This is a genomic window from Mammaliicoccus sp. L-M44, assembly GCF_022386355.1.
GTDB lineage: Bacteria > Bacillota > Bacilli > Staphylococcales > Staphylococcaceae > Mammaliicoccus > Mammaliicoccus sciuri_A.
This window is the reverse complement of sequence record NZ_JAJNIU010000016.1, coordinates 14,197-29,885: the sequence shown is the minus strand read 5'-3', so window position 1 is coordinate 29,885 and position 15,689 is coordinate 14,197. Positions and strand designations below refer to the sequence as shown.

18 protein-coding genes and 1 pseudogene are annotated in these 15,689 nt (G+C 31.9%); 16 read left to right on the top strand and 3 right to left on the bottom strand.

Annotated features, from left to right (window positions below; all coding sequences use genetic code 11):
* The first annotated feature begins 178 nt into the window (after positions 1-178).
* The 8 genes from rpsN to LQ611_RS09680 all read left to right on the top strand — a co-directional run bounded on the left by rpsN (position 179) and on the right by LQ611_RS09680 (position 6,440).
* A complete protein-coding gene (gene rpsN, locus LQ611_RS09715) occupies positions 179-448 on the top strand; it encodes a 30S ribosomal protein S14 (RefSeq protein WP_025904347.1) in 270 nt (89 codons plus the stop codon).
* 48 nt (positions 449-496) lie between these two features.
* Positions 497-1,696 carry a GTP-binding protein gene (locus tag LQ611_RS09710; protein ID WP_119499116.1) on the top strand — a complete coding sequence of 400 codons (1,200 nt, stop codon included), beginning with the start codon at positions 497-499 and terminating at the stop codon, positions 1,694-1,696.
* Between the two features lie 131 nt (positions 1,697-1,827).
* Positions 1,828-2,334 (top strand): GNAT family N-acetyltransferase, encoded by a 507-nt coding sequence (locus tag LQ611_RS09705; protein WP_065381020.1) that lies wholly within the window; start codon positions 1,828-1,830, stop codon positions 2,332-2,334.
* Positions 2,335-2,345: 11 nt separating this feature from the next.
* Positions 2,346-2,801, top strand: a complete 456-nt coding sequence (locus LQ611_RS09700; protein ID WP_107573010.1) for an NUDIX hydrolase — start codon at positions 2,346-2,348, stop codon at positions 2,799-2,801.
* 12 nt (positions 2,802-2,813) lie between these two features.
* On the top strand, positions 2,814-3,323 hold the full coding sequence (locus tag LQ611_RS09695) for a GrpB family protein (RefSeq protein WP_107618215.1): 510 nt from the start codon (positions 2,814-2,816) through the stop codon (positions 3,321-3,323).
* 12 nt (positions 3,324-3,335) lie between these two features.
* Positions 3,336-3,839, top strand: a complete 504-nt coding sequence (locus LQ611_RS09690; protein WP_107590919.1) for a GNAT family N-acetyltransferase — start codon at positions 3,336-3,338, stop codon at positions 3,837-3,839.
* A 322-nt stretch (positions 3,840-4,161) separates the two neighbouring features.
* A complete protein-coding gene (locus LQ611_RS09685) occupies positions 4,162-5,790 on the top strand; it encodes a peptide ABC transporter substrate-binding protein (RefSeq protein ID WP_107573013.1) in 1,629 nt (542 codons plus the stop codon).
* Positions 5,791-5,939: 149 nt separating this feature from the next.
* Positions 5,940-6,440 carry a GNAT family N-acetyltransferase gene (locus tag LQ611_RS09680; protein ID WP_025904351.1) on the top strand — a complete coding sequence of 167 codons (501 nt, stop codon included), beginning with the start codon at positions 5,940-5,942 and terminating at the stop codon, positions 6,438-6,440.
* Here the strand turns inward: LQ611_RS09680 and LQ611_RS09675 are convergent.
* Positions 6,437-6,839, bottom strand: a pseudogene (locus LQ611_RS09675) (NUDIX hydrolase). The gene LQ611_RS09680 and the pseudogene LQ611_RS09675 sit on opposite strands and share 4 nt — an antisense overlap.
* A gap of 142 nt (positions 6,840-6,981) precedes the next feature.
* Between LQ611_RS09675 and LQ611_RS09670 the strand changes: the two are divergent.
* The 5 genes from LQ611_RS09670 to LQ611_RS09650 all read left to right on the top strand — a co-directional run bounded on the left by LQ611_RS09670 (position 6,982) and on the right by LQ611_RS09650 (position 12,216).
* The gene (locus tag LQ611_RS09670; RefSeq protein WP_119499067.1) at positions 6,982-7,671 is read left to right on the top strand and encodes an MBL fold metallo-hydrolase; all 690 of its coding nucleotides are present in this window, start codon (positions 6,982-6,984) and stop codon (positions 7,669-7,671) included.
* 74 nt (positions 7,672-7,745) lie between these two features.
* Entirely contained in the window at positions 7,746-8,282 is a 537-nt protein-coding gene (locus LQ611_RS09665; RefSeq protein ID WP_107590923.1) for a hypothetical protein, read from the top strand.
* A 166-nt stretch (positions 8,283-8,448) separates the two neighbouring features.
* Positions 8,449-9,639, top strand: a complete 1,191-nt coding sequence (locus tag LQ611_RS09660) for a DUF4352 domain-containing protein (protein WP_119499065.1) — start codon at positions 8,449-8,451, stop codon at positions 9,637-9,639.
* Positions 9,640-9,686: 47 nt separating this feature from the next.
* Positions 9,687-10,619, top strand: coding sequence for a nucleoside hydrolase (locus LQ611_RS09655; RefSeq protein WP_025904356.1), 933 nt, complete (start codon positions 9,687-9,689; stop codon positions 10,617-10,619).
* Between the two features lie 196 nt (positions 10,620-10,815).
* Positions 10,816-12,216 (top strand): MFS transporter, encoded by a 1,401-nt coding sequence (locus tag LQ611_RS09650; protein WP_119499066.1) that lies wholly within the window; start codon positions 10,816-10,818, stop codon positions 12,214-12,216.
* A gap of 57 nt (positions 12,217-12,273) precedes the next feature.
* Here the strand turns inward: LQ611_RS09650 and LQ611_RS09645 are convergent, their stop codons facing one another.
* On the bottom strand, positions 12,274-12,690 hold the full coding sequence (locus LQ611_RS09645; protein WP_025904358.1) for an organic hydroperoxide resistance protein: 417 nt from the start codon (positions 12,688-12,690) through the stop codon (positions 12,274-12,276).
* 139 nt (positions 12,691-12,829) lie between these two features.
* Between LQ611_RS09645 and LQ611_RS09640 the strand changes: the two genes are divergently transcribed.
* Both LQ611_RS09640 and LQ611_RS09635 read left to right on the top strand, forming a co-directional pair.
* Entirely contained in the window at positions 12,830-13,798 is a 969-nt protein-coding gene (locus LQ611_RS09640) for a DMT family transporter (RefSeq protein ID WP_107565560.1), read from the top strand.
* Positions 13,799-13,879: 81 nt separating this feature from the next.
* Positions 13,880-14,062, top strand: coding sequence for a CsbD family protein (locus tag LQ611_RS09635; RefSeq protein WP_037588806.1), 183 nt, complete (start codon positions 13,880-13,882; stop codon positions 14,060-14,062).
* 69 nt (positions 14,063-14,131) lie between these two features.
* Here the strand turns inward: LQ611_RS09635 and LQ611_RS09630 are convergent, their stop codons facing one another.
* Complete coding sequence (locus LQ611_RS09630; protein ID WP_107596621.1) at positions 14,132-14,914, bottom strand: DUF4352 domain-containing protein; 783 nt, start codon at positions 14,912-14,914, stop codon at positions 14,132-14,134.
* A gap of 271 nt (positions 14,915-15,185) precedes the next feature.
* Between LQ611_RS09630 and LQ611_RS09625 the strand changes: the two genes are divergently transcribed.
* Entirely contained in the window at positions 15,186-15,599 is a 414-nt protein-coding gene (locus LQ611_RS09625; RefSeq protein ID WP_025904362.1) for a universal stress protein, read from the top strand.
* Positions 15,600-15,689: the final 90 nt, after the last annotated feature.

Below are 15,689 nucleotides of genomic sequence, written 5' to 3'. Positions count from 1 at the left end.
AAATAAAAATTCATGTATTATAGTTAAAACGTAGTCATTACGATTTACCTCTGGAAATGAGATGGCTACTTTACTTACTTAATATACGATTTCAAAAGAGTGAGACATCATTTGCCGTCTCACTCTTTATATCTAAAGATTTATTTCAAAAATTTTAAATGTAAAAGGAGTATATAAAATGGCGAAGAAGTCAAAAATTGCAAAAGAGCAAAAAAGAATTCAAATGGTTGAAAAATACCGTGAAAAACGTGAAGAATTAAAAGCTAATAAAGATTACGAAGGTTTGAAAAAATTACCGAGAGACGCTTCTCCTACACGTATTACACGTAGATGCCAAGTGACTGGCAGACCAAGAGGTGTATATAGAAAATTCGGTATGTCTAGAATTGCTTTAAGAGAATACGCACATAAAGGTCAAATACCTGGATTGAAAAAATCAAGTTGGTAAGATTTTTGGTTTATATGGGATAAATAGATAGAAGGTAGGGGAAAAGTGTTGAATAAAATACCAGTTACAGTGTTGAGTGGTTATTTAGGATCTGGAAAGACAACGCTGCTCAATAATATTTTGAAAAATAGAGAAGGATTAAAAATTGCAGTCATTGTAAATGATATGAGTGAAATTAATATAGATAAAGATTTAGTCATACAAGGCGGAGGTATTTCACGAACTGACGAAAAATTAGTAGAATTATCGAATGGCTGTATTTGTTGTACTTTAAGAGAAGACTTATTAATAGAAGTTGAAAAGATAGCTAAACGAGGAGATGTAGATCAAATCGTAATAGAATCAACTGGTATTTCAGAGCCGGTACCTGTTGCCCAAACTTTCTCATATATAGATGATGAATTAGGCATTGATTTAACTAGTATATGTCGTTTAGATACGATGGTTACAGTTGTAGATGCACATAGATTTGTTCATGATATGTATTCTGAAGATTTGTTGAAAGATAGAGATCAAGTTGTCAGTGAAGAAGATGAACGTTCTATTTCAGACTTGTTGATTGACCAAATTGAATTTTGTGATGTACTTATTTTAAATAAAGCTGATTTAGTAGAAGAAAAGGATTTAAAGCAATTGGAAATTGTTTTGAAAAAATTACAGCCTAAAGCGAAATTTATCAAGACAAGTTATGCAGATGTACCGCTTCAAGAAGTGCTCAATACAGGTTTATTTAATTTTGAAGATGCAAGTCAATCAGCCGGGTGGATTAAAGAATTAACAGAAGGTGGTCATGCGCATCATACACCAGAAACTGAAGAATATGGTATTTCATCATTTGTATACAAGAGAAGACTACCATTTCATGCAGAAAGATTTAATCAATGGATGGAAAATATGCCAACGAATATTATAAGAGCTAAAGGTATCGTTTGGTTAGCTCAATATAATCATATAGCATGTCTATTTTCTCAGGCAGGTTCTTTTGTAAATATTCATCCAATTACATTCTGGGTTGATGCGATGAAGGAAGAAGCGAAACAAGAAATCTTTGCTTCTAGACCAGAAATTAAAGCTGATTGGGATCCAGAATATGGCGACAGAGAAACACAATTTGTCGTTATCGGTAGAGACTTAAATAAAGAAGAAATTACAAAAGCATTAGATCAATGTTTATTAAATTCAGAAGAAATCGATGCAGATTGGACAAAGTTAAACGAGCCTTACCAATGGCAACTATCAACAGTATAAGTTAAAAGCATGAGCATAAGTAACTGCTCATGCTTTTTTGTATGCATAAAAATATCTACGACCTCCCAATATGAGATGCTTAATGTTATGATATTAAATAACTAAATTGTAACTAAAAAGGAGTCATTACAATGATATTAGAAACGGAAAGAATCAAACTCGTACCCCCAGCATATACATATCTTGAAAAATTATTTGAAGTTCATCATGATCCAGCAAATCAAAAATACAACCCAGCAGGTCCAGCAACAACAATAGAAGCTTTTAGAGAAACATTGGATCAATGGATTAAACATTATGAAGACCATGGATTTGGATATTACGTCTTGATTAAAAAAGACCACTATCTCCCGTTTGGCGTATGTGGGTTACAGTATAAAGAAATATTAGGACAAACATATTTGAATATTTACTATCGAATAGAAGCTGCAGAAACACAACAAGGACTCGTATCAGAAGCAAGTAGAAAAATAATCGAGCACGTCAAAGAATTAACCAATAACCAATATAAAATCGTAGCATTAACTAAAAAAGAAAACACACCTTCAATAAAGACAGCAGAAAAACTAGGATTCAAACATAATCCAGAACTAGATAATTACGACGGAGAAGGCAACGTGTATTACTTTAGTGAATAAGGAGTGGTGGGATGGATTATATATCAAGTTTACGAGATAAAGTCGGACATGCTCCAGTTATTTTAGTTGGAGCTTTAGTTCTGATATTTAATAAAGATAAACAACTATTGTTACAGTTAAGAAGTGATAATGAAAGTTGGGGTTTACCAGGAGGAACAATGGAACTCGGAGAATCTTTTGAAGAAGCGGCAACTAGAGAAGTATATGAAGAAACTAATTTGGAAATTCAAAACCTTAAATTTATTACAAATTTTTCAGGTAAAGATTATCACATGGTCTATCCAAATGGAGATGAAGCATATACTGTAACAGCATTATTTGAAAGTGAAGAATATGAAGGAGAGCTTAGTGCCGATATTAAAGAAACTCAGAACTTAAAATTCTTTGATTTAGATAAATTGCCTCAAAATATAAGCCCACCAGTAAAAATGAAAGAATTTATACTAAACTATTTATCACAAAAATAAAGGAGTGGTGGGATGGAAGTAAGGTTGAGTGATTTTGATAAAGATTGGAGAAATATGTATTTAGAAGAATGTAGAATAATTAAGTCTATATTAGAAGATGAAGTTATTAGTTTTGAACACTTTGGTAGTACATCAATTGAAGGTATGAAAGCAAAACCAGTTATAGATATGATGGTAATTGTAAATAATATAGAAAAAATTGATTTATTTGATGATGAGTTTTTGAGTAGAGGTTACGATTTGGCTGGAGAATGGGGAATAAAAGGAAGAAGACTCATTCGAAAGGGAGGAATTAATCGAACACATCATATACATATTTATGAACAAAGTAACCCTGAAATAGATAGACATTTAATATTACGAGATTATCTAAGAGAACATAGAGAAGCGGCTATAGAATATAGTAAATATAAAGAAAAATTAGCTGAAGAATATAATGAAACAGCTGGTTATAGTAAAGCCAAAAAATCATATGTTAAAAATTTAGAACAGCAAGCAATCAGGTGGTATAAAGAAAAATAAAGGAGTGGTGGGATGGAAGTAAGGTTACTAAATAAAAATGATGTAAATGCATTTAGGAGTCTTAGGTTACTAAGTTTGCAGACAGATCCATCTGCGTTTGCGTCTTTATATGATATTGAAATAAACTATCCGATTAGTAAATTTGAACAGCGCTTAGAATGTAGTGATACAAAATTTACAATAGGTGGTTTTGAAAATGAAAATTTGGTTTGTGTAGCTACTTTTTATAGAGAACCGGTTAAGAAGATGCATCATAAAGGAAATTTAGTGGCGATGTATTGTCATCCTGATTATCGAGGTACAGGTATTGCTGAGAAAGTAGTCAATAAATTGATTATTGAAGCATCCAAGTTAACAGATTTAAAATATATTGATTTAAGTGTCCTTTCTAATAATCAACGCGCAGTAGAATTTTATAATAAAGTTGGCTTTGACAAATATGCTACTGAACCTAATGCAATATTAGATGGAAAAGATTATCATGATGAAGACATGATGAGATATGAAATAGAGTGAAGAGAATGGATTGAGAAATATGGACCGATAAAATAAATTACCGGTCCAGAAACGAGATTACCAGGCCGATAAAATAAAATATCGACCCGAAAACGGGATTTGCAGGCCGATAAAAAAATTTATCGACCCGAAAATTGTAATAAGCTGAATTGTCCATAAGACAATTCAGCTTATTTTCATCTTATCAGCTTATACACACTACACAACAGTTCGTTATTGTTGATATATTAAATTAATCGAACATAATCAATTGAATATTCAAAATATTATGATAGAATAAACACAATTAAACATTATCAAACAAGCAAAGGGGATTGATTTGATGAAAAATATTTATAAAGTGGGGATTTATGTATTAGTTTTAGCATTATTTTTAGGTGGTTGTAGTAGTGGTGGGGATAGTGATGGTGCGAGCGGTGATTCAAAGGATACGCTACGTTTAATTGCACCGTCTGATTTAACGACATTAGATTCTAGTTTGGCTGTTGAAGCTGGCGCTTTTGAAGTGATGAATGCGACACAAGAGGGGTTATATCGTTTGGACAAAGATGATAAAGCAGAACCAGCGATTGCAACTGGTGATCCTAAAAAATCAAATGATGGGAAGACTTGGACATTTAAATTAAGAAAAGACGCGAAATGGTCTAATGGAGATCCAATTACTGCGCATGATTTCGTTTATTCATGGAGAAGGGTTGTAGATCCAAAGACGGCATCAGAATATGCGTACATCATGTATGATATTAAAAATGCTGAAGCGATTAACAAAAGTGAGAAAAAACCTGAAGAATTAGGTGTGAAAGCAATTGATGATCATACTTTACAGTTAACGCTCAATCAAGAGTTACCATACTATAAAGAATTATTAACGTTTGGAACATTCATGCCATTGAATGAGAAGTTTGTTAAAAAGCAAGGCGGTAAGTATGGAACGACTGTTGATAAGACGTTATATAGTGGACCGTTTGTAATGAAGAGTTGGAAAGTTGAAGATAATTACTCGCTTAAGAAAAATAAACATTATTGGGATAAAGATCATGTATCACTAAAAGGTATTAATTATAGAGTCATTAAAGACGAACAAACGGCACTCAATTTATATAATAATGATAAAGTGGATACAACGGAATTAAGTTCTCAAAACGTAGAATCTAACAAAGATAAAGAAGGCTTCGATACGAAGTTAGAATCTGCTACTTATTATATTCAAATTAATACACAAACGAATAAAGACTTACAAAATAAAGATTTACGTGCTGCACTTGCACAAGCAATCGATAAAAAATCTTACGTAGAACATAATTTAAATGATGGATCAAAACCAATAGATACATTTACACCTGAAAAAGTATTTACTAATGAGAAAAAAGAAGATTATAACAAGTTAGTCAATGCACCTTATACGTATGATGTTAAAAAAGCACAAGCTTCATTGAAAAAAGCTAAAAAAGCATTAGGTAAAGATAAAATTGATATAGAATTTTTAACATTTGATCAAGATAATGCTAAGAAAGATGCAGAGTATTTTAAAGAACAAGTTGAAAAACATTTACCTGGTGTAACAATGTCGATTAAGCAACAACCGAACAAACAGAAAATAGCACTGACTAAAAAAGGTGACTATGATGTAGCAATTACAGGTTGGGGACCAGACTATCCAGATCCAATGACATTTTTAGATTTATTCCATAGTGAAACAACTAAAGGTGAAACGGGATATAATAACCCTGAATACGACAAAATTATCAACGAAGGTAAATCTTCATTACTTCAAGATCCAGACAAGAGATGGCAAGAACTCGCTAGAGGAGAAGAAATGTTATTGAATGATGCAATGGTTATCCCACTTTATCAAAAAGGTAAAGCAAGATTAACGAAAAAAGAAGTTCACGGGCGTATCATTCATTACGTAGGTACGAAAGAGTACAAACATGTGAAATTAGATAGATAATTTATTTATTGCTAGGGCATGATTCAATGTCCTAGCACTTTATTTTTTGCAAAGTTGAGTATTATTATAAGAATAGTTTTGTATAGTTTGAAAATTATGATAAGATATTCCCAATCATTAAATTACATATCATCATTGGAGGATTTTAAATGGATTACTATACTAGGGATTTGAAGCGATCAGATATAGAAGATATTCATGCATATAATGCTTTACCTGAAGTGAGTCAGTATCAAGCATGGGAGCCACAAACTTATGAAGAAACAGAAGCTTTTGTTGAGATGTTATTAAATCGAGATGAAAATTGGATGTACAACGTCATAGTGGATGCAGAACATGATAAAGTCATTGGCGCAGTGCAATTAGTATGTGATACGAAAAATAAAAGTGGAGAGCTTGGTTATATCATTCATCCTGATTATTGGGGTAACGGCATAGCAACGGATATTGGTAGAACGATTATTAAATATGGTTTTAAAGTATTGAAACTAAATAGAATTTGGGCATCAACAGATATTCGTAATACAGCATCTGAAATTGTTCTACAAAAGCTAGGTATGAAACATGAAGCCATCTTAAGACAAGATACAAAGCTTAAAGATGGCTACAGAGATTCATTGATTTATAGCATTTTAAAAGAAGAATATTAAAATGAAACAACAAAAGGTTCAGTACGATTTAAACAGTACTCGAACCTTTCTTTGAATGTTTGTCGAGTAACCATATTCATAACTTCATCATAAGTAAAAAAAGCCTACCTCTAAACTCTCATCACTCGTTTGAAGCGTGCCACCTATATAACGCGCTAAAAATAATGTGTTGACGATAGAACTTTTCGTATTTTGGAAAATACCACAAAATCTTATAATTTCGATATCAGCACCAGATTCTTCTTTAACTTCGCGAATTGCTGCATCATATAAAGGTTCGCCCAATTCAACTTGACCACCAGGCATTTCCCAACCACGTTTAGGACCTTTAATGAGTAATATTTTATCTTCGTCATTTAAGACAATACAAGCAGCTGAAACAATATGTTTTGGAACCATAAGTAACCTCCTGTGAAAATTAGATTCTATTTAATCAAAAGTCGTACAAATAATATTTTATGATTAAATGACTAAAATGTCATATAATTACTTTAAATGTATATAAATATACGTCATTTTATAAAGGAGAACTTTTATGCCTATTAAAGTAGAACAGTTAAATATAAGTTTTGATTATGAAGGAGATAACTACGAAATACATCCTACACTTATTATCCAAGATGAAGAATTGACACTCGTTGATACAGGTTATCCAGGTTTCATGGATAAGATTGAACGAGAAATTAATCGATTAAATTACAATATAGAAAATTTGAAAAATATTATTATCACACATTATGATGATGACCACATTGGAGCGTTAAAAGCTTTTAAAGACAAATATCCTAATACACAAATTATAAGTAGCTTTGTAGAAGCTAAATATATAGGTGGACATGCTAAATCAGAACGATTGATTCAAGCTGAAAATTTATTAAATGAAATGTCAGAAGATGAAAAACCATATGGTGAAGCATTTGTTAATATGCTACAGGAATTAGAACATGTCGATGTTGATGTAGAAGTTACAAATGGGGCGCTCATATTAAATAATGAAGTGGAAGTTATTGCGACACCAGGACATACGTCAGGGCATATTTCATTATATATACAATCAGTCAATAGCGTCATTACTGGAGATGCTGCTGTGAAAGAAGGAGAGACTTTAAACGTTGCGAATCCTGAATATAGTATGAATTTAGAAGACGCAGAAAATTCCTTAAAGAGAATTAAAGATTTAAATGCTGAGAAATATTATTGTTTCCACGGCGGATTGTTAGAGAAAGCTTGAAGATTATAAATCTATGATTTACACGTACACAAATGGGTATAATTTAGGACAAGGTTATATTGTGAGGTGAGCGCATGATTAATATTATTCAAGCGATTGGTTCTATAGGGACCTTTATTATGGCGATTCTATATTTTATATCCGTCATGATTCAAATTCGCCAAATTAAAATATCATTTATTCCTTATTTGTCTTTTGATCAGATTATATTGGAGAAGAAACAAAGTGGTATTAAAGTGATGAATTTAACTTCTTCTGATCATGAATATTTAAATACGGCTTTTAAGCTATTAAATTTAGGCGGCGGTTCTGCTAAAAATATTGAAGTCGTCTTAAAATTAAATGGCGATGAAGTAATACAACGTAAACGTATTAATATTTTACCTAATAATCAATTCTATTTAATTCCTCTTAACCAAAAAGTCTTTAATGAATTTAAGAAGACAATCGACAATCACTATTTTGAAACGAATATGACAATTGAGTTAAAGTATGATGGTCAAGTTTCTAAAAAACGATCTTCCAATGAATATAGAATATCCATCGATGATTTTGTAAATATGGATGATAAAGATTTATATGAAATAACTTTTGAAAAATTAGAAGAATAAAGGTATTACATAAACAGGTTTTGAATTTATTTTTTAACCTGTTTTTTTAAAGTGAAGCCATATATAAATAGGTCAATTATAGTTAATAATTATTTGATTTTGTACTATTATTTTGAATAATTCATGCTATGATGAAAATATTAATCATTTGTAGAGGAGAGAAAAAATGAGTAGTCTACTTTTTGCGTTATTATGGGTTGTTATTTCGATTGCCTTTATAACGACTTTGATTATTACAGTCGTTAAATATGCTAAAGAAAAACAGTATAGTAGCTATTTAGTGAGCACAATTTTACTATTTGTAATCGGTGTGATTAGTTTTGTATGTATATTTGTAAGTCTGTCATTCGATAAAGAATATTCATATAAACAATTATTTAAGGAAGATAAGCCTAAAGCTGTTAAACATGTTTCCGACACACCTAAAAAAGAATTAAAAAATATCAAACTAGGTGATAAAATTATTGTTGATGGTCTAGAAGTGACCGTTACAAAAGCAGAAGTTGTTCAACCTGATGACGGTTATTCTTATTCGCAAAATGGCAAAATTCTTAAAGTCACTTATAAGTTCAAAAATTTAGAAAAAGATAAAAAATTAATCGATAATTCTAATTTTCAACTTACTATTGGTGGAGCGGTACAACCGCAATTTAATGGTATGAAAGATAATAAAGGTGGATTCCAACACCAACTTGATAAAGATGACAGCAAATCGAGTTATTTATACTATGATGTAGCGGACGCTGATAAATATGATGTGAAAATGAATTATGAAACTTCTAAGAAAACGTATAATGCTAATTGGCGTATAAATGATAAGGATATTAAAGATAATACGCCTAAAGAGAATCCAACTGAAGAAATCAATTCTACTCAAGAAGCGCCAACTTATGAACAAAGAACGGTTCAACAACCTAACAATAACGCTGATGAAGAGAAGAAAAAAGCTGAAGCTGAGAAAAAACGTAAACAAGAAGAAGCAGATAAAGCGGCTAAAGAAAAAGCAGATAAAGAAGCAGCAGAGAAGAAAGCTGAAGAAGAAAAGGCAGCTAAAGAGGAAGAAGAAAAACGTCAAGAAGAAGCGGATAAAAAAGCTGAAGAAGCTGAACAAAAACAACAAGAAGCTGACGAAAAAGCAGCAGCTGAAAAAGAAAAAGCTCAACAAGCAGCTGAGCAGAAAAAACGTGATGAACAAGCAGCAGCTGAACGTGAAAAACAACAACAGCAACAACAAAGAGATCAAGAGGCACAAAGAGAGAAAGATCGTGCAGCTCAAGATGCAGCACAAAAAGCAAAAGAAAGATCAACAGAGCAAAGACAATCTCAAAATAATTCAAATGAACAAAAAGAACGTTAGTTAATCAAATGGACAATTTATGCGTAACATAAGAAAGAGGTAACCAAATGACGACAGTATATTTCAACCATGATGGTGGCGTAGATGATTTAATTTCATTATTTTTATTATTACAAATGGAAGATGTTAATTTGATAGGTGTAAGTGCAATTGGTGCAGATAGCTATGTAGAACCAGCAACAAATGCTTCTTGTAAAATCATTAATCGATTTTCATCACAAAAATTAAATGTTGCAGCTTCGAAAGAAAGAGGGAAAAATCCATTCCCTAAAGATTGGAGAATGCATGCCTTCTTTGTAGATGCGATGCCAATGTTAAATGAAGATGTTGAAGTAAATTCTACAATTTCTGAAAAAGAAGCATATGAAGATATCATTGAAAAGGTAATGAATAGTTCTGAAAAGGTAACAATGCTGTTTACGGGACCGTTAACGGATTTAGCTAAAAGTTTGAAAGTTGAACCAAGAATTGAAAGTCGTATTGAAAGAGTTGTATGGATGGGTGGCACATTGCTGAATAAAGGTAATGTTGAAGAACCTGAACATGATGGTACAGCTGAATGGAATGCTTTTTGGGATCCAGAAGCAGTGAAGACTGTTTTTGATACGCAATTACCGATTGATATTGTAGCATTAGAAAGCACGAATAAAGTACCTTTAACACCAGATGTACGTAAACGTTGGGCGAATGAAAGACAATATGAAGGTGTTGATTTCTTAGGTATATGTTATGCGCTTGTGCCACCATTAACACATTTTGTAACAAATTCAACTTATTTCTTATGGGATGTATTAACAACGGCATATGTTGGAAAACCTGAACTCGTTAAGAAAGAATCACATAAAGTATCTGTCATTACAGATGGACCTAGTCAAGGTAGAACATTCAAAAGTGATGAAGGTAGAATGATCAATATCATTAATGATGTTGATAGAGATGGATTCTTTGATTACATGACAGATTTAGCTAAAAAGATATAACAAATAAGCACTTCATTCAGTGTCGTTAGGATAAAATAGCGAGCTGAATGAAGTTTTTTTATAAAAAAATTAAAATTTTAAATTGCATAATGATAGGGCTCAACACTGTTCAACTCATAAAATAGTGAATTTTCTGATTAAAACCATTTTATTAGGTTATATGATTATATAGACAAAATGGGGAGTGTTTATAATTATGAAGTTTAAAAGAAAGAACGTTAATGTTGTCGACGCCAGTAAAACGAAAAAAACGGTCGTTGCAACAGGTATTGGTAATGCGATTGAGTGGTTTGACTTCGGTCTATACGCTCAACTAGCCGTCATTATCAGTATGAATTTCTTTGGTAATATGCCTAAAGAAATTCAGCTTGTATCAACATTTGCGGTATTTGCTTTTGCATTTATAGTAAGACCGATTGGTGGTATATTCTTTAGTCATTTAGGAGATAAACATGGTCGTAAAGTCGTCCTTTCAACTACAATTATTATGATGGCATTATCTACGCTTGCTTTAGGACTATTACCTACACAACACCAAATCGGTATTTGGGCACCAATTTTATTATTAATTATTAGAATGATTCAATCATTCTCTACTGGTGGTGAGTATGCCGGTGCAATGACTTATATTGCAGAAATTTCACCAGATAAGACGAGAGGCAGACTTGGTAGTGGACTTGAAATTGGAACTTTATCAGGTAGTATTTTAGCTGCTGCTTTAGTAGGGATTATGTATGCACTATTGAGTGATGATCAAATGGCAGCTTGGGGCTGGAGAATCCCATTCATTATAGCTGCACCTCTTGGTATTATAGGTGTCTATTTAAGAAATAATTTAGATGAAAGTCCAGCTTATGAAACAACACTTGAAGAGCAAGAAGAGCTTGAATACTCTTATAAAGATATCTTCAGAAAATATTGGAGAGATATCATTGTTTGTTTCGCAGGTGTAGCTTTCTTAAACGTTGCTAATTACATGGTATTATCATATATGCCTTCATTCTTAAATGGAACTTTAGATTTAGGTGGTACGATGAGTAGTTTATTAAGCACGTTAACGATGGCAGCAATGATACCAGCAGTATTCTTCTTTGGTTGGTACAGTGATAAAGTTGGAAATAAAAATACCATTTTATTTGGATTAATAGGATTTAGTTTATTCTCAGTATTAGCCTTCTGGTTAATGAGTATTCCTTCAATACCAATTGTTATTTTAGGACTATTTATCATTGCACTGTTTATGTCTACATTTGAAGGCGTTATGCCATCTGTATTACCAAGTATTTTCTATACAAAAGTGAGATTAAGAACATTATCACTTGTTTATAATATTGGCGCAGCGATATTTGGTGGTTTAACACCATTTATTTTAACAACTTTAGTTGAAACAACTGGTCAAAAAATTGCACCATCTTATTATTTAACATTGATTAATGTCGTTGGACTTGTCATTTTCTTATTTATGTTTAAGACAACGTCTAATAAATCATTAAGAGGATCTTATCCTAATGTAGATAATAAAGAAGACTTACAAGAAGTTTATGAAAATCCGAAAGATGCATTATGGTGGAATCACGAAGAACCAAATAAATCATAAAAAATAAGGACTGAGACAAAATTTGTCTCAGTCTTTATTTGTGTAACTTATATTCAATTAAACAGCTTCTACTTCTAAATTCACGTCAATATTTCCACGTGTTGCTTTAGAGTATGGGCAGAAATCATGCGCTGCTTTTAAATATTTCTCTGCGTCTTCTTGAGATACGTTTTTTACTTTAGCGGCAATATCTACTTCTAATTTAGGACTTTCAGCATTTTCGTCATCTACTAAACGAACAGTTAACGTAACTTCTGGTTCAGCATCACGAACTTTGTTTTGTTTTAAAATTAAATCAAAAGCACCGTTGAAGCATGAAGCATAACCTGCTGCGAAAAGTTGTTCTGGATTAGTGGCATTACCATCTGCTTGTTGTGGTGGTAATACATCTACATCGATTGCTTTATCGTCAGTGTAAACATGACCTTTACGTCCACCTGTGTTTGTAGCTTTTGTTTCATAATGAGTTGCCATAAAAAAATACCTCCTTTAAAGTATATTATCTGTTTACCCGTATATATTTTTTTAAATCATTTATAAATTATAAATTTTCATATATAAATTGTCGGAAATATGAAATAATATACGTTATCAAAATAAGAGAGGTCACAACATGAAAGCAATCTTAATAGGTGTCTTGGCAGCTTTATTTTTTGCAGTTACATTTGTCGTTAATCATATGATGGCTAATGATGGCGGAAGTTGGTATTTCAGTTCCTCTTTACGTTTTATTTTTATGCTGCCATTTTTATATTTGTTTGTATTAATCAAAGGAAGAACAAAATTTGTTTTAAAGCATATTCAACAAGAGAAAAAGGCTTGGTTCATTTGGAGTGCAGTTGGATTTGTATTGTTTTATGTACCGATAACTTTTTCAGCAGAGTATAGTCCGGGGTGGTTGATTTCAGGTACTTGGCAAATAACAATTATTTGCGGCATGATACTCGCGCCATTATTTGTAGAAACAGTTGTTATAAATGGTAAAGAAACAATCGTTAGACATAAAATTCCATGGCGTTCCTTATTGATTTCAAGCATTATGTTTATCGGTATTATCATTATCCAAATTCCTCAAGCAAGTGAAATTAAATTGAATTTGTTTTTATTAGGTTTCTTACCGATTTTAATTGCAGCTTTTAGTTATCCTTTAGGAAATAGAAAAATGATGCAAGTTGTGAACGGTGAGCTCGGTACTATTGAACGTGTATTTGGTATGACGTTAGTCACATTGCCTATTTGGGTAGTCATTTTTATTGTGGGCGTACTTAAAGAAGGATTACCTTCTTCTAGTCAAGTTGTACAAGCATTTATCGTCGCACTATTTTCAGGCATCATCGCAACAATTCTATTTTTCTATGCTACAAATATTGTGAAAGATAACCAAGAACAATTAGCAGCAGTTGAAGCAACACAGTCATTAGAAGTTGTATTTGCCATTATTGGTGAAATGATTCTCCTAGGCTTACCATTACCAAATGGTTTAAGTATGATAGGGGTAGCACTCATTATAATAGGTATGTGTATATATAGTTTTATCGATCATATTTCTATTGGTAAAATTTTCAAAAAAATCGTGGAGTGAGATGTTTAAAAATCCTTTTACAGGGTGAAATATACATGAATGGTCAATCATTCAATAAAGTTTAATGAAGGGTGATATAAAATGGCTGATGAAAGCAAATTCGAACAAGCAAAAGGTAACATTAAAGAAACAGTTGGTAATGCAACAGATAACAAGGACTTAGAAACTGAAGGTAAAAAAGATAAAGCTTCAGGTAAAGCTAAAGAAGCAGTAGAAAATGTTAAAGATAAAGCGAACGAAGTTATCGATAAATTTAAGAAATAATACATTTTTAACTTCTCAGATAACATAAGAAAAGCCATTAGACACGATGACTGTCTAATGGCTTTTTATTTACTTTACATCGTCTTTATCGATTTCCCATTTCATTTTGTAACGTTTATCAGATGAACGTAATTGTAATTGTACGTCATATTGATCCGCTTCAGGAACATCGTAGTATACATAACCAGTATCAGATTCTCCAGGTTTTAGACTGAATGAGAATCCATCATTTTTGTCATTCATACCATAGTATTTTGAAACTCTGCTTCCATCAGCAGTAACACCGAAGTTAGCATCTCCAACGATTAAGCTAGAGTTATTAATATTTTCAAGTTTGTAGTTAACTTTTAATATTTTATCTTTTAATGGTTTAGTACCGTCAGATGGTGGAGTAACAAATTCAGCTCTTTCAACTGTAATCTTTGTACCGATTGCACTAATCCCGTTACCAACTGATGTTTGTCTATCGATAATAGATGAATCGTTATCATCTTCATCTGTTTTTTCTTCTGTTGTAGATTCTTCAGTAGTAGACTCTTCAGTCGTTTCTTCCTCAGTTGTTTCTTCTTCTGTTGAATTCTCTTCAGTAGAATTTTCTTCTGTTTTGTTTGTGAACTCATCGATTTGGTCTTTAATTGGACCAGCAGCGCATGCACCTAAAATAACAGCTAAAATAATGAATATAACTAAACATCCACCACAGCCGAATAACCAAGGTTTCATACTAGAGCCATTGCCGTCTCCCGATTGTTGTTGCTGATTGTTACCATTTGTTTCGTTAAATGGATTACTTTGTTGTTCTGAGGTGTTCTGATTAAAAGGATTCTGATCTGATTGATTAGAATTAGCCATAATATTTCCCCCTTATTCATTACTTTATTTTAATAAAAAATTATTGTTTCCACTTAATCGAAATTCTTGTGTGAAAGTTTTCAACTATTGATAAACAATTGTGTTATTTATTAATTATTTTTAGTTTATAGTAAACTGGGAAATAAATCTAGGCTTATTATTAAATTTATAAAAAATTTATAGTACTTTAATATTTAATGATTTTGTAGAATATGAATATTTGTAAATTTTATGCAAAAAGGGGTAATATAGTTATAAAGGAGTGATAAATATGTATAAAAATATTTTGTTTGGCATTGATACAGAAATGAAAAATCAAAAGGTTTTAGAACAAATTAATCACCTTGTCGGAGAAGGTTCTCAGGTTACATTACTGAATGTTGTCGCTGATAAAGACCTTCAAGCTTCAGTAAGAATGGGTGTTCATTTAGATGAAATTCAAGAAAAACGCCAAGAAGCTATGAAACATGTCTTAGATTATTTCCATGAGCAAAACATTCAATATAAAATTGAATTTGCGAAAGGGAATCCTAAAACAGAATTAGTGCATAGAGCAAATAGTGGTGATTTTGATATCGTTGTGTTGAGTAATAGAAAAGCAGAAGACACAGATAAAATGGTATTAGGAAGTGTCAGCCATAAAGTCGCTAAAAGAGCTAAAATTCCTGTATTAATTGTGAAGTAGTAAGCACACATTGATTTAAGTAATAGATTTCTTGAATCATCATGCATCGTTTCATAGAAAAAAGTCCTCGACTCATGTAAAATGAAAATA

Bases quoted from the DNA above. Each gene is read 5' to 3' on its own strand.
- LQ611_RS09645 (WP_025904358.1), bottom strand. From the start codon at position 12,690: ATGGCAACTCATTATGAAACAAAAGCTACAAACACAGGTGGACGTAAA.
- LQ611_RS09630 (WP_107596621.1), bottom strand. From the start codon at position 14,914: ATGGCTAATTCTAATCAATCAGATCAGAATCCTTTTAATCAGAACACC.
- LQ611_RS09625 (WP_025904362.1), top strand. From the start codon at position 15,186: ATGTATAAAAATATTTTGTTTGGCATTGATACAGAAATGAAAAATCAA.
- LQ611_RS09705 (WP_065381020.1), top strand. From the start codon at position 1,828: ATGATATTAGAAACGGAAAGAATCAAACTCGTACCCCCAGCATATACA.
- LQ611_RS09650 (WP_119499066.1), top strand. From the start codon at position 10,816: ATGAAGTTTAAAAGAAAGAACGTTAATGTTGTCGACGCCAGTAAAACG.
- LQ611_RS09700 (WP_107573010.1), top strand. From the start codon at position 2,346: ATGGATTATATATCAAGTTTACGAGATAAAGTCGGACATGCTCCAGTT.
- LQ611_RS09640 (WP_107565560.1), top strand. From the start codon at position 12,830: ATGAAAGCAATCTTAATAGGTGTCTTGGCAGCTTTATTTTTTGCAGTT.
- LQ611_RS09695 (WP_107618215.1), top strand. From the start codon at position 2,814: ATGGAAGTAAGGTTGAGTGATTTTGATAAAGATTGGAGAAATATGTAT.
- LQ611_RS09680 (WP_025904351.1), top strand. From the start codon at position 5,940: ATGGATTACTATACTAGGGATTTGAAGCGATCAGATATAGAAGATATT.
- LQ611_RS09685 (WP_107573013.1), top strand. From the start codon at position 4,162: ATGAAAAATATTTATAAAGTGGGGATTTATGTATTAGTTTTAGCATTA.
- LQ611_RS09655 (WP_025904356.1), top strand. From the start codon at position 9,687: ATGACGACAGTATATTTCAACCATGATGGTGGCGTAGATGATTTAATT.
- LQ611_RS09665 (WP_107590923.1), top strand. From the start codon at position 7,746: ATGATTAATATTATTCAAGCGATTGGTTCTATAGGGACCTTTATTATG.
- LQ611_RS09660 (WP_119499065.1), top strand. From the start codon at position 8,449: ATGAGTAGTCTACTTTTTGCGTTATTATGGGTTGTTATTTCGATTGCC.
- LQ611_RS09690 (WP_107590919.1), top strand. From the start codon at position 3,336: ATGGAAGTAAGGTTACTAAATAAAAATGATGTAAATGCATTTAGGAGT.
- rpsN (WP_025904347.1), top strand. From the start codon at position 179: ATGGCGAAGAAGTCAAAAATTGCAAAAGAGCAAAAAAGAATTCAAATG.
- LQ611_RS09635 (WP_037588806.1), top strand. From the start codon at position 13,880: ATGGCTGATGAAAGCAAATTCGAACAAGCAAAAGGTAACATTAAAGAA.